The sequence below is a fragment of the Flavobacterium adhaerens genome (assembly GCF_040045115.1).
GTDB lineage: Bacteria > Bacteroidota > Bacteroidia > Flavobacteriales > Flavobacteriaceae > Flavobacterium > Flavobacterium adhaerens.
Window position 1 is genome coordinate 386,648 of record NZ_JBDLZX010000003.1, and the last position, 25,119, is coordinate 411,766.

General features: G+C 32.5%; 23 protein-coding genes. 15 read left to right on the top strand and 8 right to left on the bottom strand.

Features of this window, described 5'->3' with window-relative positions:
• Position 1 precedes the first annotated feature (1 nt).
• From ABEB18_RS06145 to ABEB18_RS06155, 3 genes are all read left to right on the top strand, one after another.
• Entirely contained in the window at positions 2-676 is a 675-nt protein-coding gene (locus tag ABEB18_RS06145; RefSeq protein WP_348798298.1) for a hypothetical protein, read from the top strand.
• Between the two features lie 230 nt (positions 677-906).
• Positions 907-1,524: a hypothetical protein gene (locus tag ABEB18_RS06150; protein WP_348798300.1), complete on the top strand. Its 618-nt coding sequence runs from the start codon at positions 907-909 to the stop codon at positions 1,522-1,524.
• Positions 1,525-1,715: 191 nt separating this feature from the next.
• Positions 1,716-2,564, top strand: a complete 849-nt coding sequence (locus ABEB18_RS06155) for a tetratricopeptide repeat protein (RefSeq protein WP_348798301.1) — start codon at positions 1,716-1,718, stop codon at positions 2,562-2,564.
• A gap of 78 nt (positions 2,565-2,642) precedes the next feature.
• On the opposite strand, the gene ABEB18_RS06160 is transcribed toward ABEB18_RS06155, so the two are convergent.
• A complete protein-coding gene (locus tag ABEB18_RS06160; RefSeq protein ID WP_348798303.1) occupies positions 2,643-2,870 on the bottom strand; it encodes a hypothetical protein in 228 nt (75 codons plus the stop codon).
• Between the two features lie 182 nt (positions 2,871-3,052).
• Positions 3,053-3,574: a ferritin gene (locus ABEB18_RS06165; RefSeq protein ID WP_348798304.1), complete on the bottom strand. Its 522-nt coding sequence runs from the start codon at positions 3,572-3,574 to the stop codon at positions 3,053-3,055.
• A gap of 193 nt (positions 3,575-3,767) precedes the next feature.
• Between ABEB18_RS06165 and serS the strand changes: the two genes are divergently transcribed.
• The 10 genes from serS to ABEB18_RS06215 all read left to right on the top strand — a co-directional run bounded on the left by serS (position 3,768) and on the right by ABEB18_RS06215 (position 13,231).
• Positions 3,768-5,039 carry a serine--tRNA ligase gene (serS, locus tag ABEB18_RS06170; RefSeq protein WP_348798305.1) on the top strand — a complete coding sequence of 424 codons (1,272 nt, stop codon included), beginning with the start codon at positions 3,768-3,770 and terminating at the stop codon, positions 5,037-5,039.
• Positions 5,040-5,133: 94 nt separating this feature from the next.
• Positions 5,134-6,912 carry a tetratricopeptide repeat protein gene (locus tag ABEB18_RS06175; RefSeq protein WP_348798306.1) on the top strand — a complete coding sequence of 593 codons (1,779 nt, stop codon included), beginning with the start codon at positions 5,134-5,136 and terminating at the stop codon, positions 6,910-6,912.
• 67 nt (positions 6,913-6,979) lie between these two features.
• Positions 6,980-7,291: a DUF4286 family protein gene (locus ABEB18_RS06180; protein WP_348798307.1), complete on the top strand. Its 312-nt coding sequence runs from the start codon at positions 6,980-6,982 to the stop codon at positions 7,289-7,291.
• Positions 7,292-7,342: 51 nt separating this feature from the next.
• Positions 7,343-7,663 carry a hypothetical protein gene (locus ABEB18_RS06185; RefSeq protein ID WP_348798309.1) on the top strand — a complete coding sequence of 107 codons (321 nt, stop codon included), beginning with the start codon at positions 7,343-7,345 and terminating at the stop codon, positions 7,661-7,663.
• Between the two features lie 44 nt (positions 7,664-7,707).
• Positions 7,708-8,490, top strand: coding sequence for a 16S rRNA (adenine(1518)-N(6)/adenine(1519)-N(6))-dimethyltransferase RsmA (gene rsmA / locus ABEB18_RS06190; protein WP_348798327.1), 783 nt, complete (start codon positions 7,708-7,710; stop codon positions 8,488-8,490).
• Positions 8,477-9,829, top strand: coding sequence for a magnesium transporter (gene mgtE / locus ABEB18_RS06195; RefSeq protein WP_348798310.1), 1,353 nt, complete (start codon positions 8,477-8,479; stop codon positions 9,827-9,829). Before rsmA ends, mgtE begins: the two co-directional genes overlap by 14 nt.
• Before the next feature lie 136 nt (positions 9,830-9,965).
• Positions 9,966-10,742, top strand: coding sequence for a pyrroline-5-carboxylate reductase (proC, locus tag ABEB18_RS06200; RefSeq protein WP_348798311.1), 777 nt, complete (start codon positions 9,966-9,968; stop codon positions 10,740-10,742).
• Positions 10,743-11,066: 324 nt separating this feature from the next.
• Positions 11,067-11,519: a TonB-dependent receptor plug domain-containing protein gene (locus ABEB18_RS06205; RefSeq protein WP_348798312.1), complete on the top strand. Its 453-nt coding sequence runs from the start codon at positions 11,067-11,069 to the stop codon at positions 11,517-11,519.
• Between the two features lie 21 nt (positions 11,520-11,540).
• Positions 11,541-12,029, top strand: a complete 489-nt coding sequence (locus ABEB18_RS06210; RefSeq protein ID WP_348798313.1) for a hypothetical protein — start codon at positions 11,541-11,543, stop codon at positions 12,027-12,029.
• Complete coding sequence (locus tag ABEB18_RS06215) at positions 11,996-13,231, top strand: TonB-dependent receptor family protein (protein WP_348798315.1); 1,236 nt, start codon at positions 11,996-11,998, stop codon at positions 13,229-13,231. The genes ABEB18_RS06210 and ABEB18_RS06215 overlap by 34 nt, the downstream gene beginning before the upstream one ends.
• Positions 13,232-13,317: 86 nt before the next feature.
• On the opposite strand, the gene ABEB18_RS06220 is transcribed toward ABEB18_RS06215, so the two are convergent.
• The gene (locus tag ABEB18_RS06220) at positions 13,318-15,537 is read right to left on the bottom strand and encodes a nitric-oxide reductase large subunit (RefSeq protein WP_348798316.1); all 2,220 of its coding nucleotides are present in this window, start codon (positions 15,535-15,537) and stop codon (positions 13,318-13,320) included.
• Between the two features lie 252 nt (positions 15,538-15,789).
• Positions 15,790-16,890 carry a DNA-processing protein DprA gene (gene dprA, locus ABEB18_RS06225; RefSeq protein WP_348798317.1) on the bottom strand — a complete coding sequence of 367 codons (1,101 nt, stop codon included), beginning with the start codon at positions 16,888-16,890 and terminating at the stop codon, positions 15,790-15,792.
• Between the two features lie 215 nt (positions 16,891-17,105).
• On the opposite strand from dprA, the gene ABEB18_RS06230 reads away from it, so the two are divergent.
• Together ABEB18_RS06230 and ABEB18_RS06235 are read left to right on the top strand one after the other, a co-directional pair.
• Positions 17,106-18,089 carry an HU domain-containing protein gene (locus tag ABEB18_RS06230; protein WP_348798318.1) on the top strand — a complete coding sequence of 328 codons (984 nt, stop codon included), beginning with the start codon at positions 17,106-17,108 and terminating at the stop codon, positions 18,087-18,089.
• A 375-nt stretch (positions 18,090-18,464) separates the two neighbouring features.
• Positions 18,465-19,736 carry a DcaP family trimeric outer membrane transporter gene (locus tag ABEB18_RS06235; protein WP_348798319.1) on the top strand — a complete coding sequence of 424 codons (1,272 nt, stop codon included), beginning with the start codon at positions 18,465-18,467 and terminating at the stop codon, positions 19,734-19,736.
• 31 nt (positions 19,737-19,767) lie between these two features.
• Here the strand turns inward: ABEB18_RS06235 and ABEB18_RS06240 are convergent, their stop codons facing one another.
• The 4 genes from ABEB18_RS06240 to ABEB18_RS06255 all read right to left on the bottom strand — a co-directional run bounded on the left by ABEB18_RS06240 (position 19,768) and on the right by ABEB18_RS06255 (position 24,792).
• Complete coding sequence (locus tag ABEB18_RS06240) at positions 19,768-20,331, bottom strand: TetR/AcrR family transcriptional regulator (protein ID WP_348798320.1); 564 nt, start codon at positions 20,329-20,331, stop codon at positions 19,768-19,770.
• Between the two features lie 81 nt (positions 20,332-20,412).
• Positions 20,413-20,601, bottom strand: a complete 189-nt coding sequence (locus tag ABEB18_RS06245; RefSeq protein ID WP_348798321.1) for a hypothetical protein — start codon at positions 20,599-20,601, stop codon at positions 20,413-20,415.
• 17 nt (positions 20,602-20,618) lie between these two features.
• Positions 20,619-21,218 carry an NAD(P)H-dependent oxidoreductase gene (locus tag ABEB18_RS06250; RefSeq protein WP_348798322.1) on the bottom strand — a complete coding sequence of 200 codons (600 nt, stop codon included), beginning with the start codon at positions 21,216-21,218 and terminating at the stop codon, positions 20,619-20,621.
• A gap of 166 nt (positions 21,219-21,384) precedes the next feature.
• Entirely contained in the window at positions 21,385-24,792 is a 3,408-nt protein-coding gene (locus ABEB18_RS06255; protein WP_348798323.1) for a hypothetical protein, read from the bottom strand.
• Positions 24,793-25,119: the final 327 nt, after the last annotated feature.

The following is a 25,119-nucleotide window of genomic DNA, read 5'->3' on the forward strand; positions in this document are numbered from 1 at the left end:
TTTGAATAAGTATGAAACAAAAAAATTAAAATCATTGAACAATATTCAGTCACTACCCAAAGATATAAAATCAGTTGTTGGAACAGAAAAAATAGATTTTTCCATAATTGCCAAAAGGAAGCAACCACTAAAAAATTCATTGGGGCTTATAATTTTTGGAGTAATATGGTCTGCCTTTATTAGCATTTTTGTTATAGCCTTTTTTGGACCTCTTTTAAAAGGAGAAGAAGTTCATTTTAAAGTAAATGATGAACCAACTATTGGAAGTTTGGAAAATTTTGATTCTTTACTTGTTCCCGCTTTATTAATCGGTCTTTTTGTTGTGGTAGGAATTGTCATTTTGGTTAGTGGAATTATCTCTTTCTTTCAAAAAGGGGGCTATTTTGTCGGGACGGAAAGCAGACTTATTCATTTTCTTAACGGAACTATTAAAACCTATGATTGGGAACAATTTACAGGAAATATGGAAATAAACAGTAAGAAAGAAGATGTCTCAATGGAGCTTAGAACTGGAAAAATGGTTAGTAAGAAAAACGAATCAGACAAATATGTCCCTGATATTCTTTATATCTCGGGAGTTCCAAATGTATTAGAAATTCAAAAGATAATTACTTTACGAATTAAGCAAAATGACCCAACTCCGGCCAAAATTATGCCAACAGAATTTACATCTTAGTCCGAACAAATAGTCCTAGTGTACAATCAATAAATATTGTCTTTTGCAAATAATTCCGTTGATATCAAGATAGTTTCCCGAAAATACACAACGTTAATTATTACTATTTTCAACATTCGCTAACAATATTTACAAATTATAAAACAATATTTTACTAACCATAAACTCAGCCAAACCATTATGAAAACTTTACAAAACTCCTTTTTACTATTTCTTTTACTCATAAACTTTTGCAACGCACAAGAAAAAATCGAACCTCCAAAAAAAATAAAATTAGACAAAGAATTGGTCGTGAAAAAGGAAACCAAGTAGAAAATGTTGAAAAAAGTTGGGTAATGGAACGCAAAAAAGACGGATCATTCACTTTACAATTTACTACAAAAGAAAACGATGTTACAGATACCTTTGTTGAAACTGGAAAATGTTGGACAGAAAAGGGGAAATTTTATGAATATCATGAAAACTCTCAAAAAACGGATATTTATACTTACGAAGTTTTAAATGAAAATCAGATTAAATTCAAAATGATTAATTCAGCAATAGAATTTAATAGCGATGGACCATACGAATTTATTGATACTCGTGACTCTGAAGCTAAAATCGCCCTTAGTACATATGAAGAAAATAATGCCAATGCTGATGGTTTGAGCATCGAAACAGCAATAAAAGTCAAAAACATCAAAGAAGAATACACTTATGTTCGTGAAAATTGTGCGGATTGTAACGTGTTGGGACAAGCATTACTTTTTGAAAAAAACAAACCTTATGATCGTTTAGATGCACAAAAACCAGATGGAAGCAAAATCAGCTATTATTTTGATATTTCTTCTTTCTTTGGAAAATTCTAATAGATGATTACAATAGTTTAAATTATAATAGAGACGTTGCAAATGTAACGTCTCTACTTGTCTTTGTAAAACTTAAAATAATCACAACGACTCATTTATTGTGCAATGAATCAATTAGATTTACAAAAGAATATAATAATTTAGAAATACACATTACAACAAACTTTCTAAGTCATCCCAAAAAACAGATTATGAAGAACCTCTTTTCTGCTATTATTTTCTTGGTTAGCATTACAGTATCTGCGCAATTAACTTTTGACAAAACCGTACTGGATTGCGGGAATAAATGGGTTGCTTTTCCCGAGGGTAGCAACGGATTTTATAAATATGGTTTCATTTATTTGGATACACAAATGGGGCTTACATTTGATTATAGTGGAAATTTCAAAATTGATACTGCAGGTAAAATTATAGCGATTCCAAATGAAAAAGGATCATCAATCAAAATTCCTTTGTATCCAAATAAAATACAAATAGCAGCTATTCCCGAAAACCTATTTGAACAATTAAAAATAGCCAACAAAATTCCGGATTGGTTCAACTCTTATACATCGAAAGAAGGCTCCATAGAACAATTGTACAGTTGGGGTTCTACCTACAATGCTTGGGGTGAATGCAAAAAAGCATTAGAATCCTTAGAAAAAGCTTATCCAATTGACAGTGAATTTAAAGACATCAAATTACAATTAGCGCATTCCTATAATTGTGTACAACAATATGAAAAAGCAATTATACTATTATCAGCAATACTAAACACCAATCCGAATGATGCCTATGCTTACAAAGAATACATTTTTGCTTTAGCCAATACGCAACAGTTAGATCTTGCCATCGAAAACTACAACAAGTCACTGAAACTTTGTACAGATACTACCTATGTTCCAGAAAATGCTTTTTATATTTTACAAGGCTATTTTTATAAAATAGATCAACCAAATTTTGAAAAGTGGCTTGGCGCAAATGAGAATGTTATGATTTCTAATCCACAAATAAAAAAAATAATAGATCAAATGAAATTGGCATTCAAAAAAAAACAGTAGCAACCTAACGCTACTACTGCTTTTAAATTATCGACTATAGATATATCTTCAATTTTAAAAATACTCAAAAAACAACTATTAAGCTGACTTTTTAATTAAATCAAACATCGGACAACGAGAGCAACGCTTTTTTTCGCTCTTTTTATATTTCTCACAACAACTTGATTTACAGTTTGAAGCCACTTTACAACCAACCATACAACTAGACTTACAACTTTCGGCAGCTTTGATTTTTTTTAGGAGATCTTTTTTCTCTTTCTTTTTCTTTTTGTCCTTTTTCTCCTTTTCCTTTTCTTTCTTGCTCAATGTAACGTCTATTAAAAATTTGTATTCATTTGAAACTTATGGTATAAAGAATTTAAAACCAAGGCAAATGTAGTTTATTTTAAACTGTTCTAAATAAAATTTAACACATTTTTGGTGCAAAAAAAATTCTCAAAACCATTTTTTCGATTTTGAGAATTTGTTTAGTAAACCTTATCTTATTTTTACTTTGCAGCGGTATTTGCGGCAGCGCTAACTACGGCTATTTGTTGAATATCCCTATCAAAAAGGTACAAACCTCCTTTATCATCACCAATCAGATTAATCTTATCTAGGATTGTTTTAGCAGTAGCTTCTTCTTCAATTTGTTCGGCAACATACCATTGCAAAAAATTATGAGTTGCATAATCTTTTTCTTGAAAAGTTATATGCACTAAATCGTTTATAGATTGTGAAACAAAAACTTCATGTTTATAAAGTTCCTCAAACATCCCTTTGAAAGTTTCGTAAGTTGTTTTTGGAGCTTTCAAATCAGTAACTTGGGCATGACCTCCACGCTCGTTTACATATTTTATCAGCTTAAGCATATGCAAACGTTCTTCATCTGATTGAGCGTACATGAATTGTGCAATTCCTTCCAATCCATTCACCTCAGCCCAACAAGCCATCGATAAATAAATTTGTGAAGATTCTGCCTCAATTCGAATTTGTTTGTTTAAAGCGATTTCGATATTTTCTAATAGCATGATTTCTAGTTTTTAGTAAAATTAAAGAAAAAAGTTTAACAATAAGAATTCATTTACTTATAAGTAAAAGAACTACTGTCTATTTATCAATAAAAAACATTATTAAATTAAATCTACTGGTTAAACTTTCTCTCGTTGTTAGCAAACATTTCCTTAAATTTGCTTCCAATATTTTAGTTATAAAAATAAAACTATGTTACAAATCGCATTTATTAGAGAAAATCAAGAAAAAGTAATCAAAGCTTTGGCCAAAAGAAATATGGATGCCAAAGTAATTGTTGATGAAGTGGTACAATTGGATGAAAAACGTCGCGCTACACAGGTAGAATTGGACACTGTTTTATCCGAATCTAATAAATTATCCAAAGATATTGGCGAATTGATGAAAGCAGGAGAAAAAACCAAAGCAGCCATCCTTAAAGAAAAAACAGTTTTATTAAAAGAAAAAAGCAAAGTACTTTCTGAAAATTCAGCTGCTTTAGCCAATGAATTAACAGAAAAATTATACACAATACCTAATCTTCCTGCTGATATAGTTCCAGAAGGAAAATCGGCAGACGATAATTTAAATGTTTATGAAGAAGGTAAGATTCCTGTTTTACACGAAAGTGCTCAACCGCACTGGGAATTAGTAAAACAGTACGATATCATTGATTTCGAATTAGGTAATAAAATTACTGGAGCTGGTTTCCCTGTTTATAAAGGAAAAGGGGCTCGTTTGCAACGTGCTTTAATCAATTATTTTTTAGACAAAAATACTGCGGCAGGTTATCAAGAAGTTCAAGTTCCTCATTTTGTGAATGAAGCATCTGCTTACGGAACTGGACAATTACCAGACAAAGAAGGTCAAATGTATCATGATGCTACAGATGATCTTTACTTGATTCCAACAGCCGAAGTTCCTGTGACCAATATTTTTAGAGATGTAATCGTTAACGAAAATGAATTTCCAATACTCAGAACTGCCTATACGCCATGTTTCCGTCGTGAAGCAGGTTCTTATGGAGCGCATGTTCGTGGTTTGAATCGTTTGCATCAGTTTGACAAAGTAGAAATTGTTCGAGTAGAGCATCCCGCGAAATCATACGAAGCCTTAGATGGTATGGTTGAACACATAAAAGCAATTCTAAATGAATTAAAATTGCCGTTTAGAATACTTCGCCTATGTGGTGGAGATATGGGCTTCGCTTCGGCATTAACCTATGATTTTGAAGTATATTCTACCGCACAAGAACGTTGGTTAGAAATTTCATCTGTTTCTAATTTCGAAACATTTCAATCGAACCGTTTAAAATTACGTTTCAAAGATAAAGAGGGTAAAAACCAATTGGCACACACCTTGAACGGAAGTTCATTGGCTTTGCCTAGAGTACTTGCTGGAATTATAGAAAATTACCAAACTCCAGAAGGAATTGTAATCCCGGAAGTATTGCGTCCTTACTGTGGTTTTGACATTATTAATTGATTAAACATATAAGTCATATAAGATCCCTGCATCAACATTTTAAGTAAATGCGAACTTATATGACTTATATCTTTCAACAAATTGTTCTTGAAAAATGAAAAAAATCTTTCTACATATTGCTCTATTTTTTTCATTGATTTGTTTTTCTCAAAACGAACAATTGGCTCAATATTACTTTGAAAAAGGAGACTTTGAGAAAGCTTTAGTCAGTTTTAAAGAATTATCAGATGCTTTACCCTCTAATCCTTTGTATTTTCAGCGAAAAATTGAATGTATGCAACAATTACTTCAATTTGAAACTGCCGAAAAGGAGATTCAAAACCGATTGTCCAAGTATAAGTTTTCTCCACTTTTGATTGAGTTAGGCTATAATTATCAATTGCAAAAAAATGATACCAAAGCAAAAAAGTATTATGATGAAGCAATAGATAAAATCCGAAAAACACCTAATGAAGTCTATAGTGTTGCCAATACTTTTGAGAAAAAAATATTACTGGAATATGCTTTAAAATCCTATCTACTAGCTAGCGAAATTGTTCCTACTTATGATTTTAAATATCAAACAGCTCTTTTGTATGGACAATTAGGTAATAATGAGCAAATGATCGCAAATTTATTGGATGTAGCTTTTGAAAATCAGCAATCGACCGTAATGATGCAAAATCAATTGTTGCGATATATGTCATCTGAAGGAGATTCCAAATTTAATGATAGCCTAAAGAAAACATTAATTCTTAGAGTCCAAAAAAATCAAGATATCTATTGGAATCAATTTTTGAGTTGGTTCTATATGCAACAAAAAGAATTCGGGAAAGCTTTTATTCAAGAAAAAGCCATTTATAAACGAAATCCAGAGTCGCTTACCAACATCATCAGTTTGGGACAAATGGCTATAGAAGAAAAGGAAAACGAAGTAGCCAAAGAAGTAATGGATTATGTCTTAGCAAATACCTCGGATGTAAACGTAATTGTACAAGCCAACACCTATTTGTTGCAAATGAAAATTGATAAGGCACAACCCAATCAGTATGCTGACATAAGCACTCAATTTGATGCTTTATTACAGCAATATGGTTTTAGCCCAACTACATTACCCTTGTTATTAAAACAGGCTCATTTTGAGAGTTTTGTAATGAGAAACCCGACTCATGGAAAAGTCATCATCAAAAAGGCAATGGAAATGCAATTGAACCAATTTGATCAAGCAAAATGCAAAATGGAATTGGCCGATATTTTACTTTCTGAAGAAAAATTCAATCAAGCATTACTTTATTATTCTCAAATACAAGAAAACTTGCAAAACAATGTATTATCGCATGAAGCCAGTTTAAAATCAGCCAAAACAAGCTACTTTAAAACTGATTTCGAATGGGCTTTAAAACAATTTAAAGAACTAAAATCAGCCAATACACAATTAATTGCCAATGATGCATTAGAATATTTTTTATTAATAAATGATAATACCGTAGCCGATTCGACCCAAACTGCATTAAAAGAATTTGCCAAAGGAGATTATCTTTTATATCAAAATAGAAATCAAGAAGCGATAACGCAGTTTCAAGCTATTCTAAAAAGTTTTAAAGGACAGGAAATTGAAGCGGTAACCCTATTAAGATTAGGCAACGTATATGAAAGAGTTGGAGATTATACACAAGCATTACCAAATTATCAAGAAATAATTGACCGCCATGCTGACGGAATCTATGTCGATGAAGCACTCTATTTTTCGGCTGAAATTTACAATAAGCAACTCAAACAAATCGATACGGCCAAATCGCTCTATGAAAAAATTATCTTCAACCATCAAGATAGTATCTATTTTGTCGATGCAAGAAAGAAATTCAGAGAGTTGAGAGGAGATGCAAACTTATAGTAGTTTAGGACTGAAAGAAAATTGCAAAAACAAACAAGATAAAACAATTAAACAATCAATACTCAAAATGATAATTTACAACGTAACCACAAATATTCACGAAAGTGTTCATGATAAATGGATGATTTGGATGCAACACAAACATATTCCAGAAATGCTTGCGTGCGGGAAATTTAGCTCAGCTCGCATGGTTCGTGTTATGGTAGAGGAAGAAATGGGAGGTACTACTTATTCTGTTCAATATACAACAGACAGCAAAGAAACATTAGAAAAATATTATACAGAAGATGCGCCCATATTACGTGAAGAAGGAGCAAAATTATTTGGGGATAAAATGCTAACGTTTAGAACCGAATTAGAAGTAATAAGTGAACATTAATTAAGTGTCCCGAAAAGTAGTTTTAGTATTCCGTTTTTAAAAAAATAATCCATGAATGATAAGCAAATTTCAGATTTTGATATATTAGTTAAAGGTCAACTGACTGTTAATTTACCTGTTATTATAGTTATGGTATTTGCTTTTTTAGGATTATTGGAATTTGCATATTTTTCATTGCAACAAAATTTACTAATAGCCTTTGTTATTGGATGGATTACCTGGAGTTTTCTAGTAAGAAAATGGATTCTATGGGCTACTAAAAAGAATGTTTCCGATGAACGATTATTGAGAATAGGGAAACCTGGAATGCTAGTTTGGAGTATTAACACCATACAAACAGTTACAATTAAGAATAAAACTCCTTGGATTTAAACAAAAAACACAGCGAGAATGCATTATCGCTCGCAACTACAGATATGGAAAAAGTAAAAGCCAAAAAACACCTCGGACAACATTTTTTGAAAGATGAAAGCATTGCCAAAGACATTGCTGATACTTTGAGTTTAGAAGGATATGAGGATATTTTAGAAATAGGACCAGGAATGGGAGTATTGACCAAATACATGTTGGACAAACCAATAAATACTTATGTGATTGAAATTGATGATGAGTCTGTAGCGTATTTAAATGGCAATTATCCAAAACTTCATGGCCATATCATTTCAAAAGATTTTTTAAAATATGATATAAATGAAGTATTCCAGGGTAAGCAATTCGCTATAATAGGTAATTTCCCTTATAATATTTCAACACAAATTGTCTTTAAAGTATTAGAATATCGCAATCAAATTCCAGAATTTTCAGGGATGTTTCAAAAAGAGGTGGCCGAGCGTATTTGTGAAAAAAAGGGAACAAAAGCGTATGGAATTTTATCTGTTTTAGCTCAAGCTTTTTATGATACAGAGTATCTGTTTACTGTAGATGAAAACGTATTCAATCCGCCCCCAAAAGTAAAATCGGGAGTGATGCGTATGCATAGAAAAGAAGATTATAGTTTGCCCTGTAATGAAAAATTATTTTTTACCGTTGTAAAAACAGCTTTTCAACAACGTAGAAAGACCTTGCGTAACAGTTTAAAAACGCTAAATTTGTCCGATAAACTGAAAGAAGAGACTCTTTTTAATCTTCGCCCAGAGCAGTTGGATTACAAAGAATTTATAGCATTGACGCAAAAAATAGAAGCCGATGGAGGAGTTTAAAATCAGCAAAGAATTAATTATACAACTGGGTGAATTCATTCAAAGTAAAAACGACCATCAACTGGAAGTTTTACTGAAAGATATGCACCATGCTGATATTGCCGAAGTTCTAGATGAATTGGATTTCGATCAAGCAACCTATATTTTCAAAGTTTTAGACAGTGAAAAGACTGCCGAAATCCTTCTAGAATTAGAGGATGATTTACGCGAAAATATCCTAAGTCGTCTTTCGCCAAAAGAAATTGCAGAAGAGCTGGATGAACTCGAAACCAATGATGCAGCCGATATCATTGGCGAACTCTCGAAAGAGAAAAAAGCCGAAGTAATTTCGGAGTTACAAGATGTAGAACACGCCAAAGATATTGTCGATTTGCTACGTTATGACGAGGATACAGCGGGAGGAATCATGCACAAAGAGTTGGTAAAAGTTAACGAAAACTGGAATGTACTTACTTGTGTCAAAGAAATGCGTATTCAAGCCGAAAACATCTCCAGAGTGCATTCTATTTATGTAGTAGATGATGAAGATCGTTTAAAAGGAAGACTTTCGCTAAAAGATCTCCTTACTACCTCTACAAGAACCAATATAAGCGATGTCTATATTCGAAAATTAAATTCAGTTACCGTTGATACCGAAGACACCGAAGTAGCACGTATCATGCAAAAATACGATTTGGAAGCCATTCCTGTCGTGGACGAATTAGGACGATTAGTGGGTCGTATCACTATCGATGACATCGTCGATGTGATCAAGGAAGAAGCAGAAAAAGATTACCAATTGGCAGCGGGTATTACCAACGACGTAGAATCGAGCGATACCGTTTTAGAATTAATGAAAGCTAGATTACCATGGCTATTAATAGGGATGGTGATCGAAATTTTTGCCTCGAAGGTACTCGAAGGAAATCAAACCTCGATACAACCCTATTATACCTTGATGATTTTTGTACCGTTACTATCGGCAACAGCTGGAAACATTGGTGTTCAAGCCTCTGCAATTGTGGTTCAAGGTTTAGCAAACGGAACTTTAAAAGAGTATAGCAAAGAATACTTAACCAAAGAACTTTCGGTAGCCTTAATATCGGGAACGATAATTTCGCTATTCTTATTTGCCTATCATTCTTTGATGTATCAGCAATACTTAGTTGGGTTTGCCATCTCGATTTCGATGTTGGTTGTGATTGTTTTTGCGGCAACATTGGGAGTAATAGTTCCTTTGTTATTGAATAAAAACAAAATCGATCCAGCAATCGCAACAGGCCCCTTTATCACCACAACCAATGATGTCTTTGGTATTATGATTTATTTTGGAATAGCTAGATTGATTTTAGGCTATTAACACTTTAGAATATAACAATTATCTAGATATTATTTAAATTAAAAAGTAAACAATTCGAGATAAATCGTGTACTTTGTGAATTCATAAACCAGTATTCAAAATACTATTAACTAATCTAAGAATAAAACCAATCCGTATGAAAGTACACATCATAGGCGGAGGAAACCTTGGAGCTTCTGTCGCAATTGGAATCGCAAAATTTACAAAAAACAATCAGGTAACTGTTACAAGACGTAATCTAGCTCCTATCGCTCACTTGAAAGAACTCGGAATTACAATTACAAGTGACAACACCAACAATATACAGGAAGCAGATGTCATTATCTTAACCATCAAACCGTACCAGGTGGATACCGTTTTAGCCGAAATATTACCTGCTATTTCAAACAAAGTCATCGCTTCGGGTGTAAGCGGACTTTCGATCGAAAATTTGCAAAATAAAATAGGCGAAAACAATACTGCAGTACGTATCATGCCGAACATTGCAGCACAATTTGGAGCCTCGGCAACCTGTATTGCTTTTAGTGAAAAAAACAGAGAAAAAGCACAAGAAACGGTTACTCTTTTTCAAGGATTAGGAACAGCTCCCATCATAGATGAAAAGTTGATGGATGCCGCAACAGTTCTTGCTGCTAGTGGTACAGCTTTTGCATTGCGATACATTCGTGCCTCTATGCAGGCGGGAATCGAAATTGGATTTGATTGGCAAACCGCATTAGCTATATCTGCTCAAACTGTAAAAGGTGCTGCCGAAATGCTTCTTGAAGAAAAAGGACATCCTGAACAATTAATTGACCGTGTAACCACACCAAAAGGATGCACCATTGCAGGATTAAACGAAATGGAATTACACGGTTTCAGCTCTTCGTTAATCAAAGGAATCAAGACTTCTTTGAAACAAATTCAAGGCTAAAAAATGGTTTGGTTTTAAAAATCAAACTATAGAAATTATAAAAAACACTAACTTTTTCACAAGGCTTCATTAGTTCACTGATGAAGCCTTTTTTGATTTAGGAGATTAAAAATCCGTTCAATTCAACTCAATTTTTATAGATATACTATCCAACACAAAACTTATTCTAAACAATTCTTATCCCAAAAGCAATCTTTGCTCGTTTCTAAATTATTTTTATATATTTGAAAATATTAACTTTTTTATCATAAAATAAATTATTACAATCGTTTGCTTTTATATATAAATTAAAAATTTAATAAATTCATTATAAAGAATTCTTTATTGGTTGTTTTGTTCTTTTTTTCGGTTAGGTTATTTTCTCAATCTATTTCAGACACCATAAAGCCTCAAATCCTTTCGACAGTAACCATTGAAACTCTAAAAAACCAAGAAGATATTGAACGACTTGAACCCATAAAAGGAACATACCTATTTGCAGGGAAAAAAAATGAAGTAATTCTTTTGACCAAAAAAGATGCGGCTATAACAGAAAAATACGGACGTCAGATATTTGCCAAAATACCTGGTATTTTTGTTTACGACATGGATGGGACTGGAAATCAGGTAAACATCTCAGCTAGAGGGCTCGATCCGCATAGGAGTTGGGAATTCAATATTCGCAAAGATGGAATCATCACCAACACCGATATGTACGGCTATCCAGCAAGCCATTATAATATTCCGATGGAAAATGTTGAGCGAATAGAATTAGTAAGAGGAACGGGCTCATTATAATATGGAGCCCAATTTGGAGGAATGCTTAACTACATTAGTAAACAACCTGATAGTTCCAAAAAGTTTAGTTTTGAAACCATCAATACTGTAGGCTCTTATGGTTTAGTAAGTACCTACAATGGAGCTTCTGGCAAAATTGGTAAATTTCGCTATTCGGCTTGGTTCAATAAAAAATGGAATTCTGGTTATAGAGAAAATAGTGATTCACAGTCTGATGCCGAAGCAATTTCGCTTTTTTATGATGCTTCAAAGAATCTACAATTCAAATTAGAATGGACCCATTCAAATTATGTAATTCATCTCGCTGGTCCACTAACCGACAGTATGTTTGAATCTGATCCGCAAATGTCCACCCGAGCTCGAAATTATTACAACCCAAACATACATATTCCTTCAATTACAATGAATTGGATATTTCAAAATCAACAAAAATATTACTTACCTCATCGGCAGTTTTGGGTTCAAGAAGCAGTGTCATGTTTGATAAACCCGCAAATGTACCCGACGTAATCTCACCTGAAACTTTAGAGTACAGTAATCGTCAAGTAGATATCGACAATTACAACAGTTACACCTCTGAATTAAGACTTTTACATTCCTACAAAATATTCAATCAAACCAGTAGTTTATCTACAGGAGTTCAGTATATGAATAATGATCTGCATAGACGTCAACAAGGAAAAGGGACAACAGGAAGTGATTATGATTTGACATTGGTAACTCCAGGTTGGGGAAGAGATCTTCATTACAAAACAGACAATATTGCTTTTTTTGCCGAAAACAGATGGATGTTAACTCGAAAATTATCGATAAACACAGGAGTCCGATTAGAAATCGGTGAAACCGATATGACTGGAAAAACCACGTATTACTCCGATCAAGAATTGCCTAACACAATAGAACATCATTTCCCTTTATTTGCAATTAGTACTCAATATGATTTAACAAAAGACATCAATTTTTACGCAGGCTGGTCACAAGCCTATCGCCCTGTGCTCTTTAAAGACATTGTTCCAGGATCGCTTTATGAAGAAACAGACAAAAATCTAAAGGATGCATATGGATACAACACAGAAGGGGGATTTAGAGGAAAATGGAAGTTCTTAAAATGGGATTTTACAGGGTTTTATCTGCAATATAATAATCGTATGGGAAATTTGGCTCAAACCGATTCTGATGGGAACCTCATCGTTTATAAAACCAACATTGGTGATTCGAGATCTACTGGTTTAGAAATGTTTCTGCAAACTGATTTTATCGTTGGTAAAAAAACTACCCTATCAGCATTTACCTCAACATCTTATATCAATGCAAAATATCAAAATGCGGTTATAAAATCTGGAACCGAAAATGTTTCCGTTGATGGCAACAAGGTCGAAAGTACACCTGCCTGGATTTCTAGAAATGGATTTACCATAAACTATTCCTTATTGAGTATATCGGCACTTTGTAGTTATACCGCTGAGAGTTTTGCTGATGCGTTAAATACTAATGAACCTAATGCTAGTGGCTCAGTAGGTATAGTACCATCTTATACCATTATTGACCTGAATATGGGGTTCAAAATTTCGGAAAAGATCAAGTTGCAATTCAATGCCAATAATATTTTCGACAGACAATATTACACCAAACGTCCTCAATTTTATCCTGGTCCTGGAATTTGGCCTTCTGATGGCAGAACCTTTTCAGGAACGATTTCTGTAAAAATTTAACCCTATATCAAAACGATTTTTACAATAAAAAAAGCCTGCATAAAGAACCTAAAATTCTCGATGCAGGCTTACCCAATTACAAAATATTAATTATTTTTTCTTTTCAAATTGTAAATAGTTTCAGTAACTGTGAACCAACAGAAATAGAAAATACCAATTGAAAAGATAATGTCACCTATCATTCGTAACCATTTTAAAGTTTGAATAGTTGGGGAGTACAACAATTCAGACTCTCTAGCAAATGAATATCCTTTGGTAATAGAAGTATAAGCCTGAATAATTCCAATTGGCAATAAACTAAAGACTACCATTGCAATTAGTCCGATGTTTAAAGCCCAGAAAGCTTTTTTCAATTTACTTTCGTCCCACACTCTATTAGAATAAAAACGCAAACAAATCAAAATGAATCCCATACCCAACATTCCGTAAACTCCAAATAAAGCGGTATGAGCGTGGACAGCTGTAGTATTCAACCCTTGAATATAATACAAAGCAATAGGAGGATTAATTAAAAATCCGAATACACCTGCACCCAAGAAATTCCAAAATGCTACCGAAATAAAGAAGAAAATTGGCCATTTGTATTTTTGCATCCAAGCAGTGCTTTTTAAAAGATTGTAATTTTCTCTAATTTCAAAGCCCATCAACGTAAGTGGTACAACCTCTAGAGCACTAAAAGTAGCCCCAAGTGCAATTGCTTTTACAGGTGTTCCCGAAAAATACAAATGATGCAAAGTTCCTAAAATCCCTCCTGCCAAAAAGATACTTGCCGAAGCTACAGAAACACGTCCAGCGGTCTTGGCTGAAATTATCTTCATTTGAGAAAAAATGTACGCAATTACTACAGTTGCAAATACTTCGAAGAAACCTTCTACCCAAAGATGCACTAGCCACCATCTCCAATAATTAATTACTGGCAAACTACTGTTTTCTCCATACATCAATCCAGAGAAGAAAAACATTCCAATTGCCATTACCGATACCAATAATATCGTTAATAACGATTTAGAACTGTCATTTTTACGAATAGCAAAAAGAATATGTTGACTAACCATAAACACCCATAAAACCAAACCTATCCCTAAAAAAATTTGCCAAAAACGACCAAGATCCATGTACTCATACCCTTGATGTCCAAAGAAAAAGTTTGTGGTTAAATCTAAAAACTGGTGAACACCTAACCATTCTCCAAACATAGATCCCAACACGATTATCAACAAAGCCACGAAAAGGAAGTTGATACCAAAAATATGTCCCTTCATTTCTTTGCCTGAAATCATTGGCGCCAAGAAAAGTCCTGTGGCCAACCAAGTAGCAGCAATCCAAAAAACAGCCAACTGTGTATGCCAAGTTCTAGTAACAGAATAGGGCAAGAATTTGGATATTTCAAAACCAAAGAATGCTTGACCTTCTACGGTATAATGCACTGTAATAACACCTAAAACCACTTGCAATACGATCAGTAATGAGATGATTAAAAAGTATTTCAAAACTGCTTTTTGGGAAGGTAATAATTTTAAATCGTGCAATGGATCCGATTGTGGTTTTGTTAACAAATCGCCCTTTTCGTGGTTTAAAAGATAGTAATATGTTAAAACCCCGATGAATAACAACAACAATACGATAGATAAACCAGACCAAATTACAGAACTGTTTGTAATCGTATTATCGATCAAAGGTTCGTGGGGCCAGTTTGATGTATAAGTATAATCGGCATTGGGTCTGTTGGTACTGGCTGCCCAAGAAGTCCAGAACAAAAAGGCATTCAGTTGACCTAATTTTTGAGGATCTGTCAAAGCACCTTTAGGGATTGCATATTGTTCATGACCTTCAGAGAAAATTTTAGCGAAATGTTCAGAATTACTTTGAATCGCTTTGAATCGCTCAGCCGAAATACTGATTGTCTTAGTAGTCTCATCAAAAGTATTGGTCCTAATATCATTAATCAATCGTGCTTTTAGAGCTGCTTGTTTTTCTACGTCCAATGCCTCATAAGCCAAATTGTACTCTTTTGCCCAATTATTCAACATAAATGTTGCTTCTTTGTGGATCCAATCTGCGGTCCAGTCTGGAGCTACATAACTACCATGCCCCCAAATAGAACCAACTTCCATCCCACCTATAGATTCCCAAACATTTTGTCCTGTTTGAATATCTTCTTTTGTATAAACAACTTCTCCAGTACCTTTTAAAACCACTTTTTCTGGTATTGGAGGTTGCGTCTGATAAATTTCTTTACCAACGCCAATAAGTACTATAAATGAGATTACCACCACACTTATAAACGCTAACCAAGTCTTTTTCATTTAGTTAATTTTTTAATTTAATTTTTAATGTACTTCCCGAATTTTTAAGAAAAAACACTCCTCTTGTATAAACCAAATTCAAAAGAATAATTGTTATTCAGTTTTTGATTTATGCTACAAAAATAATCAAATAAAAGATAAAAATGTCTTTTTCTCTTTTATTGTTTATTGAAAAAACACAACGAACTAATATACAGTAATTTAAAAAAATAAATTTCAATCAAATTCATCTGTAATTAGTATAAAAATAACCTAAATAGCTTCAAACATTTTACCTGGTAAAGGCCTAATAACGCCTTTCAATTCCATATTCAACAACAAACTCGACATTTTGTAAATGGGAAATTCACACTCCAGAGCGATAACATCTAAAAGTTCTTTACCTGATTTGAGCAAGAAATCGTAAATTATTTGTTCATCGGTTTCGAGAGAAACGAATAATTGTTTCTGAACAGGTTTCAATTCTTTGGCAATATCCCAATTCAGATTGAAAATCACATCTGCTGCCGAAGTAAGTACATAAGCCTTTTGGGTTTTGATCAAGTTGTTGCAACCTTGGCTGTACTTGTCGGTAGTGCGACCCGGAACGGCAAATACATCCCGATTATAATCATTTGCCAAATTAGCAGTAATAAGAGAACCTCCTTTATCAGCAGACTCTATGACGATAGTCGCTTCGGATATACCTGCTACAATTCTGTTTCTTCTAACAAAATTTTCTTTATCAGGGTTAGCATTACTCCAAAACTCTGTCAAAAAACCGCCATTTTCCTCCATTTTAGCCATATATTTCTTGTGCGTTTTAGGATAAATCTGGTTCATACCGTGTGCTAAAACTCCAATCGTTTGTAAACCACAATCCATAGCCATTTGATGCGCCACAATATCCACTCCATAAGCAAACCCGCTCACAATCACAGGATTCATTGGAACTAAATCTTCAATTAATTTTTTACAAAACTCGGTTCCATAAGAAGTAATTTGACGAGTTCCGACAATGCTAATCACTTTTCGGTTTGCTAAATTGATATTACCCGCCGAAAACAATAAAGTTGGCCCATCAAAACAATGTTTTAGACGATCTGGATAATCAGCATCTTGAAAACTTGAGACACGAATAGAATTTTTACGAATAAAATCAAGCTCTTGGTTGGCTTTGTCAAAAATAGATTTGACTTTAAAATTTTTCAACAAAACAGTACCCACTCCCTCAATACCGGCAAGTTGATGCTGTTTGGCTTTTAAAACATTTTCGGCGGTACCAAAATGAGAAAGTAGTTTTTTGGCCATAATATCACCAACACCTTCTACTCTCAATAAAGCTAATAAGTAAAATAAATTTTCTTCTGACATATCTTACAATTATACAATAATTATTTGATTATGAGCAAATTTAAAACTTTAAAAAAATTAGATTTATACAAAAACGACCTCATCAAAGAGCCTAAAAAGAACAATACGTTTTTAAAACAAAACTCTAATCTGTTGATAGTGTATAAAATGCAAATTGTTAATAAAAATTGTGAATAAATTTTTGATAACTATTCCCGTTCTATAACTTTGTTAGCATGAAAATAGAACTATACATCTCGCAACTTTTGTACCGCTATCAATGTGTAACCGTTCCTGGATTTGGTGCTTTTTTGACCGAAATTCAGTCAGCCCAATTAGTTGAGGCTTCACATTCCTTTTTTCCACCAAAAAAAATGATTTCGTTCAATACACATATCAAAAACAATGATGGTTTATTGGCAAATCACATTGCACAAGCCGAAAAAACTTCGTACGACTATGCCGTAAGTGCTATCGAATATGAAGTTTTAAATTGGAAAAAAGCGTTACAAGAAAATCGCACACTTTCACTAAAAAATATTGGTGTTATAAGTTTAAATGCTGAAAACAATATCCAGTTTACCCCAAACGAACAAACCAATTATTTGGCAACTTCATTTGGTTTGACCAATTTTGTTTCGCCTGCAGTAAAAAGAGAAGTAGAAGTTGTAAAAACTCCGGAGGTTTTAGAATCTACTATTAAAGTAATCGAGGAACAAGAAGCTGTTTTAAACTTTATCCCAAATACCGAAACAAGAACTAGAAACCCGTATTTAAAATATGCAGCTGTATTCATTATTGGGTTGTCTGTAGCTGGAGCAATTGGTTATCCTTTGTACCAAAAACAAATAGCAACAGAAACTATTTTGGTAGAGACCGCAGTTCAGAAAAAAGTACAGAACAAAATTCAGCAAGCAACTTTCTTTATTCAAACTCCAATACCATCCGTTACACTCTCTTTGAAGGTGGATAAAAAAGAAGAAACCAAATTACCATATCACATTATGGCTGGTGCTTTTAGAAGTGAAGCAAATGCTCAAAAAAGATACAATCAATTAGTTGCAAAAGGATATAAAGCCAGAGTTTTAGGAATCAACAAAAACGGTCTTTATCCTGTTTTATACGGAAGCTACTCTACATTTGCGGAAGCAGAAAGAGAAAAAAATAACATTACCGAAACAGATAACCCAGAAGCTTGGATCTTGATTCAGTCGTTATAAAATATTTTTCAAACATTTAAAAAATCACGATAAACCTATAAAAATAGATTTTATCGTGATTTTTTATTTTTACAATGTTTTACACAACTCTTGTGACACATTTGAACACACTTTTAAACCATTTAAGACTGTTTTTGCAAAAAAACCACTTAGTATAAGAGTTTTAAAAAAACAAGTCTTCAAAAACAACTTAAAGCCTTTTAAAAAATTTCAAAATTAATACAACTTACCCAAATACACACTTTTATAAAAATAAAACTATTAAATACTTGATAACAAATACATTAGTTTAAAATAGTATATTTGAGAAAGAAAAACAGATTAGCATTCGAAAAGTAAGTCCTTAAAAAATTCAATTTCTTTTACGATCTGAAAATGAAAAAAACAACTAACTGTATTTTGTTTCTACTATTCTGTATTCATTTTCAGTATGCCCAACATACAGAATCTCAAAAAAGCATGGAAATAAATGGCCATATTATGATGGATACTGGCTATGATTTTGGAAAAATTGATCCAGAATGGTTTGAAACCATGAGACCCACAAAAATTTTAGATAGTGATGGAAATGAATATCAAAATCAAGGAAATGTATTTTTTAGTGTGCGTCAAACCACTTTGAGCGTAAAAAATTATTTTGACACCTCATTGGGAGATCTCAAAACCGTTTTCGAATTTGATTTGTTTGGATCTGGAAAAAATGCAGGAGAAACCACATTTCATCTTCGTCATGCTTATGTTCAATTTGGAAAATTCTTGGTAGGACAGACCAATAGCGTATTTGCAGATATGGATGTATATCCAAATTTGATTGATTTTATGGGCCCAAATGGAGCTGTTTTTACTCGAAACATCCAAATTCGTTATACACCAATCGCTACAAGTACAAAAACTATATCCATTGCCTTAGAAAGACCTGGTGCAACAGGAGACAAAGGTGAATATGGAGAAGAATTTGTGTATGCATCTGTATTGGATGATGTTGCGTTTCGATTTCCATTACCGGATTTAAGTGCAGAATACCGATATACCAACAAATGGGGCTATCTGGAACTAGCAGGAATTCTGAGATACATAAAATGGGAAGATAAAAATACCGATGCTTATAAGATTCAAGGGGAGGAATTGGGTTGGGGCTTGAGCTTGAGTACAAAATTAAGAATGAACAGCAGAATCAATTTTAGAGGAGCATTTACCATTGGATCTGGAATTCAGAACTATATGAACGATGCAGCTGCTGATGTTGGCACCAAAAGACAGTACGAAAACACACTCACACCAATCGATGGTGAGACTATTCCGCTGATTGCATTATCCTCGTATTTTGATATAGTTTGGAATTTAAAATTGACCTCGGCTATGGGCTATTCCTTTATGAATAATAAAACGACAAATGCACAGTTAAACACCGCTTACAAAATGGGACAATATGCCAGTGTGAATGTATTGTATGCTCCAATAGAAAACATGATTTTGGGCCCCGAATTGCAATGGGGAATGAGGCAAAATAATGATTTTATTGGAGATCCTGTTTTCAATCTACCTGCAGCAAAAGGAAATAGAGGTTCAGATGTAAAAATTCAATTTTCGATACGTTATAGTTTCAATAATACCTTTTATAGAACACATAAAAACGAACAAAATTAACAAACTGACTAATCAGTCAAATTGTAATTATTTAATCTTTAATCATTTTCCAGAGCAACTCAAAAATATCGTCTATAAGTTTTGGCCACTCTTCTTGCTTTTTATCTTGGAGAATGATGAACTCATACAACCCATTGATTTGCGCATTAAAAAGAGAAAACAGTAAATCAACAGGCATAGGTTTAAGTAAAACTAAATTAATCCCATTTTGTAACAACACATACAAAGGATGTTCTTCTAGTATCAAATTATTTGTGACAACTGAATTGTAATAAGGTGAATTATTAAATTGCTGTAAATAACGATATTCAAGTCTGTTATCTAAATACCATAACACTGTCGCACTAAACAATGAACGGAAAGATTCTTTGGAAACAGAATACGATTCTAAGCTTTCGGTAAGATAATTATCGAATTTTTTATTAATAACATTATACAAACTAATAATGAGTAACTCTTTGCTTGGGTAATAATTGAAAAGCGTACCTGTTGCAACTCCAGATTCTAATGCTATTTTGCTCGTTGCTGTTCCGTGAAAACCATTTTCTACAAATAATCTAAGAGCTGTAGTTAAAATAAGTTCGTTTTTATTCATAACAATAAATTGACTAATCAGTCATAAAGATAGTAATAAAAATAGTTAGGAAGCAAATAGTATTAAAACCAACAGCAAAGCTTAAAAATATGGAGCTAGTAGTACTTTATATTCTTCAAAACGATGCTCGCGAATAGGACGAATAAAAGGTTCTGTTTTGAAATAAAGTACTAGACAAGGTGCTATATTTTTGTATTTTTCTACAAACTCAAAATATACCAATTCATTATTAGCAATTCTAGATTTTATTTTGTTGTGGTAAGGATACATCTATCGTTTCTGTATAATTAAACAAATTGCTGTTTGATTTTATCTATAAGTTGCAAAATCAATTCTCGATGAACAAGCTGTAACTCGTTACAAAAAGAAGTTGTTCCGCCCAGTATAATCATTTCTTTAGTATTGAATCTATTACCAAAACGGTCATTCAACATGATGTTTTTCATACTTTGTGAGATGCCAGTTTCTTCGAGTAAACTTGTTGGATGACCTGCAGTACATAAAGCAACTCCATATGGAATCTCTTTCATTTTTGGTACAACTTCCGAATGTTTATAAGCAAAACCGACTGTAAATACACGGTCAAACCAACCTTTTAATTTAGCTGGACAATCACTCCACCAAAGCGGGTATAGAAAGAGAATACAATCTGCATTTTGAATTTTATGATGCTCAAGCAGTACATCTTCAGGAATTGGTATTACAATTTTTGAAAAAGCTTCTCGTTCGTATTCAGTTACTGACAAATCGCTTTTAAAATTTAAACGATATAAATCCGATACTTCAACATTCCAGTTTTCACTATAAAAAAGTTCCTTTAATAATTGTAAAATTTCAAAAGTATATGATTTTTCACTTGGATGGCAGTACACTATTAAAATATTCATTCAAAACAAATTTACAATTAACATTATCGAAAATAATCATTTCATTAAAATTTACAAAACATAAAAATACTAGTATTCAAAACTACAATACAACAAATAACATAAAACTGACTAATCAGTCAAATTAAAATAAGAAAAAACATTTCAAGATCTTAAATAAAATATTCTAGGTTTTCCCTAGGTCTAAAAACTTATTTATCAAAAGAAGCGCTGATCCAATACTACTTCCCAAAATCATGATTTTTTCATAGCTGTCTTTATTCAAATACATTAATAAAAGTAATAAACTAACTGCTATAATCAGTATTGGTAATTTTAATTTATCGAATGTTCCATTTTTACTTTCATCATTGAATTGCTGAACAAAATCGCTGTCCTTTTTGCTTTTGTACATCACGTAAACTCTAAAACTAAAACTCATAATTTTTAACCTTCCTGTCAATTTATCGTGATTGATGATCCCTAAATCCATAAGTTTCATTACCGTTTCTTTGTTTTTATAATTCACAAAATGATCCTGAGCAAAATCATAAAGTACATTTTGCATTTCTATATTACCAATTGAATCCCAGACCGAAGAATAAATAGCATCAAACTCTTTCAGGTTAGAATTTAGAATAAAATCCATTTTCATAAAAGGTAATATTTCATTATTACTATCGGTATCAAAAACATTTTGAAGGGCAATTGTCCTATCAGGAAAATGAATACCCGATTGGTTATCAATTTTATTTAAATCCTTTTGTATCATGCTCTTTATATCATTGTCATTGACCATTGCCATAAAAATATATTCGTTTGAAAGCGGATTTTTATTTCCTGGATAATAACCTTCATGAGAAGCTTGCATCAAATCAAAAAAGAAAAAAAGATTACAATAATAATTCAATAAACTATAGGCTAAAATAATAATCAAACCGAAACTCAGTAAAAAATAGAATACATCGAAACCAATATTATTAAAAATTGTATTAGCTCTAATGTAACTTACATTGAGCAACTCTTTCAATTTAAACTTACTCACTTCGCCCATAGTGGGTTGTTCCAATCCAAAATTTAATTTGTGTATGATTCCTGAATTATTTTCACTCAAATCCAAAACCCATAAAGGTTTACAATCACATCCATAAACATTGATTACTTTGTGATTAGCAACTTTTAGTATAGGTTGAGTGGGCGAACAATAATACCTTGCATAATCATTGATTTCGTTCGAATAAAATGCACAAACAAGAATAAACGGAAACAAGACAAAGTAATTGAGTATTCCAGAAGTTAAAAACTTTAGATAAGCTTTACGCTGTACACCAGTATTTTTGGCAACAGCATCCAATAGATCTGAACTACTATTAGCATCTTCTCTATTTCGCCAATTTCTATAATATAAGATAAAGCCAATATGCGATATAAAAAGTATTGTCAATGAAAAGTACAATTGATTCATATATAACAACCAAAGCGGTAAACCAATGCCAAAAACCGCCACCAATAAATAGAATTTTCCAATTGTCTCGGTAAAACGATTCGACCTGATGTTTAAAACTATTACATTGACCAAAGTGATATTGACCCCTATTAGCAAACAAAAGAATAAAGCAGTAGTAGGCGTTGATAGAAAAAAGATCAGAATCACGGCCAAGAAACAAATAATCTTTAGGTAAAATAAATTAAGGTACTCCCCTTTTCTACTATTGTCTGGAAACAAATGATAAAAATGTCTTCTAGAAAAGAAACTTAATCGGCCGCTATAAAACAAAGAAGAATAAATTAAAGTGAGCAATACAATCAAAAAACCATAAAAAATAGTGAGCAAGAAAGCATTATTGAAAGTGAATAGACTTAAATAATCCAAATACGATAAGCTTCGCATACCCAAAATATATACAGGTAAATCTGCAGGGACACTCAACCTCTTGGCAAAAACCTGATAAGATACTCCCTGATAATCCATCCGGAAATTTTCGACTTGACAACCCGCCAAAATACTTTCTAATATCAAATTATTGTGAGAACCAGAGCGCACATTTTGATACAAATTTTTATCTGGATTGCTTTGCATTAACACAAATCCATTTCGATCTACAAGCATGTAATCAGTATCTGGAGGAAGTTTTATTTGTTTTGAAAAATGTTCTCTAAAACCAATCCCTTTTATAGCTGTTTTTCCAGAAACATTGGATTGGTTTTGTATGGTGTCCTTTTCGGCATAAATCCATTGGTACTGATCAGATTCACGTGAAAAAACGCCAGTCAAAACCAAATTAATCTCTTTGTTTTGCAGTAATTTAAAATACTTACGATCGTTATATTTACGGGCAAAAGTAATATCATCTTTACTTAAACTTGCTGTCAAAAGACCGTCTTTGTCCATCCAAAAATAAGAGTCTAAATATTCAATTTCTTTAAAACTAATCTTCTTACTTAAAGAGTTCACATTCCATAATTGAGATCTATTATTAAAAGAAAAATTACTTTTATCGGTTAAAGAATCACCATCGATCAAACTAATCTTAGAATGGTTTTCGATATATAATTTTTTAAAAGGAAATGCTGATCCGTTAATCTCTTGATCTAGTATATTTTTCTTATAAAATTGTAGGGTATCGATTTGATTTGCAAAAGAAGTATCGATATGTTCAACCATTTGTTTTAAATCCGATTTGTTCCTTTCACTTATGCTGGATTTCCAAAAATTGACCATTCCATAAATTACAAATAAAGCAATTAAAGCACCTGTTGAAAAAGCAACAGTAATTAAATCAATTTGAGAAAGCCGTTCTTTATCACTGCTCACAATAGGTTTTAGAAAACAAATACTCAAAAACAAAATTCCTAACAATAAGAGACTAAAAATTAAAATGTTAGGTTTAACATATTGCACATTTGATTTGAAATAAGAAGTATTGATTCCAGCTGCAACAAATAGTGTAAAATCGGTATCAGGAATTTTTACTTGACTCGTATAATAGCGGTTACTAGAAGTGTCAAACGTTAGGGTGCCCGTATTCCGATTATTAGCAAGCAAACTATCTTCGTCTTTGAGACTTATATTTTGTGAAATTAGAATGTCTTTGGATAAGCATTTCCCTTTGATCACGGGGCAAATGAAAAAAGAATTGAAATTGGAAGAATTATCAAGTCTTTTGATAAATTCATCCAAATCAAAATTAACTGTATCGGTGATCGTATCGATTACTGTAGTTGAGACTCCTCTTTTTTTGAAGTAAATCTCTCGAATCAATTCCAGTTTCTTTCTAAATGTTTTAGAAGTATCCAAACTCTTAATAGCAATTTTATCTATAAAAACAGAATCACTACGCAAATTAGAATTGACATTGTCAATGATACTGTCTCTTTTAACAGAGCTAATTTCTTTGACTTTATCATCGAAAAAATTTTTTAATTGAACTTCAAAACCCCTAAATACAGCAAGATTATTAGTGTCTTCTTGAATTTCGTTATTGGGTACAATAACCAGCAAATAAATAGCGGTAACCAATCCGATAATTAAGGCTGTCAGGATAGAATAATTATATGTTTTTAATCTAACAAAAAAAGGGGTAAAAAGACTCATATATTTAAAATTTACTTACTGAGTTTTTTGATAATCTGAGAGATATAAAAAAGCTGTAAACAATAGTCAGAGTAAATTTTATACAAGTAATAACCATTACATAAAAAACAACTCGAAACTGTTGGCAAAAAATAATTATTAAATAAAAAAGTAGGTGAAAATTAGGCTGTAATAAACTTGAGTATAATCTTGCTAAATTAAATAAAAAAACTTAAATAACTCATTTTTAAGTATTTAATTTAAAAATAAACTGATTCTCCGCAAACACACCTAATATTTTTAGTATATTAGCGCTCAAAAAGCAGGGATTATGAACATATTCAGTTT

Bases quoted from the DNA above. Each gene is read 5' to 3' on its own strand.
- mgtE (WP_348798310.1), top strand. From the start codon at position 8,477: ATGGAGGAGTTTAAAATCAGCAAAGAATTAATTATACAACTGGGTGAA.
- ABEB18_RS06235 (WP_348798319.1), top strand. From the start codon at position 18,465: ATGAAAAAAACAACTAACTGTATTTTGTTTCTACTATTCTGTATTCAT.
- ABEB18_RS06245 (WP_348798321.1), bottom strand. From the start codon at position 20,601: ATGTATCCTTACCACAACAAAATAAAATCTAGAATTGCTAATAATGAA.
- proC (WP_348798311.1), top strand. From the start codon at position 9,966: ATGAAAGTACACATCATAGGCGGAGGAAACCTTGGAGCTTCTGTCGCA.
- rsmA (WP_348798327.1), top strand. From the start codon at position 7,708: ATGGAAAAAGTAAAAGCCAAAAAACACCTCGGACAACATTTTTTGAAA.
- ABEB18_RS06175 (WP_348798306.1), top strand. From the start codon at position 5,134: ATGAAAAAAATCTTTCTACATATTGCTCTATTTTTTTCATTGATTTGT.
- ABEB18_RS06185 (WP_348798309.1), top strand. From the start codon at position 7,343: ATGAATGATAAGCAAATTTCAGATTTTGATATATTAGTTAAAGGTCAA.
- dprA (WP_348798317.1), bottom strand. From the start codon at position 16,890: ATGTCAGAAGAAAATTTATTTTACTTATTAGCTTTATTGAGAGTAGAA.
- ABEB18_RS06230 (WP_348798318.1), top strand. From the start codon at position 17,106: ATGAAAATAGAACTATACATCTCGCAACTTTTGTACCGCTATCAATGT.
- ABEB18_RS06155 (WP_348798301.1), top strand. From the start codon at position 1,716: ATGAAGAACCTCTTTTCTGCTATTATTTTCTTGGTTAGCATTACAGTA.
- serS (WP_348798305.1), top strand. From the start codon at position 3,768: ATGTTACAAATCGCATTTATTAGAGAAAATCAAGAAAAAGTAATCAAA.
- ABEB18_RS06255 (WP_348798323.1), bottom strand. From the start codon at position 24,792: ATGAGTCTTTTTACCCCTTTTTTTGTTAGATTAAAAACATATAATTAT.
- ABEB18_RS06180 (WP_348798307.1), top strand. From the start codon at position 6,980: ATGATAATTTACAACGTAACCACAAATATTCACGAAAGTGTTCATGAT.
- ABEB18_RS06210 (WP_348798313.1), top strand. From the start codon at position 11,541: ATGCTTAACTACATTAGTAAACAACCTGATAGTTCCAAAAAGTTTAGT.
- ABEB18_RS06220 (WP_348798316.1), bottom strand. From the start codon at position 15,537: ATGAAAAAGACTTGGTTAGCGTTTATAAGTGTGGTGGTAATCTCATTT.
- ABEB18_RS06240 (WP_348798320.1), bottom strand. From the start codon at position 20,331: ATGAATAAAAACGAACTTATTTTAACTACAGCTCTTAGATTATTTGTA.
- ABEB18_RS06215 (WP_348798315.1), top strand. From the start codon at position 11,996: ATGTTTGATAAACCCGCAAATGTACCCGACGTAATCTCACCTGAAACT.
- ABEB18_RS06165 (WP_348798304.1), bottom strand. From the start codon at position 3,574: ATGCTATTAGAAAATATCGAAATCGCTTTAAACAAACAAATTCGAATT.
- ABEB18_RS06250 (WP_348798322.1), bottom strand. From the start codon at position 21,218: ATGAATATTTTAATAGTGTACTGCCATCCAAGTGAAAAATCATATACT.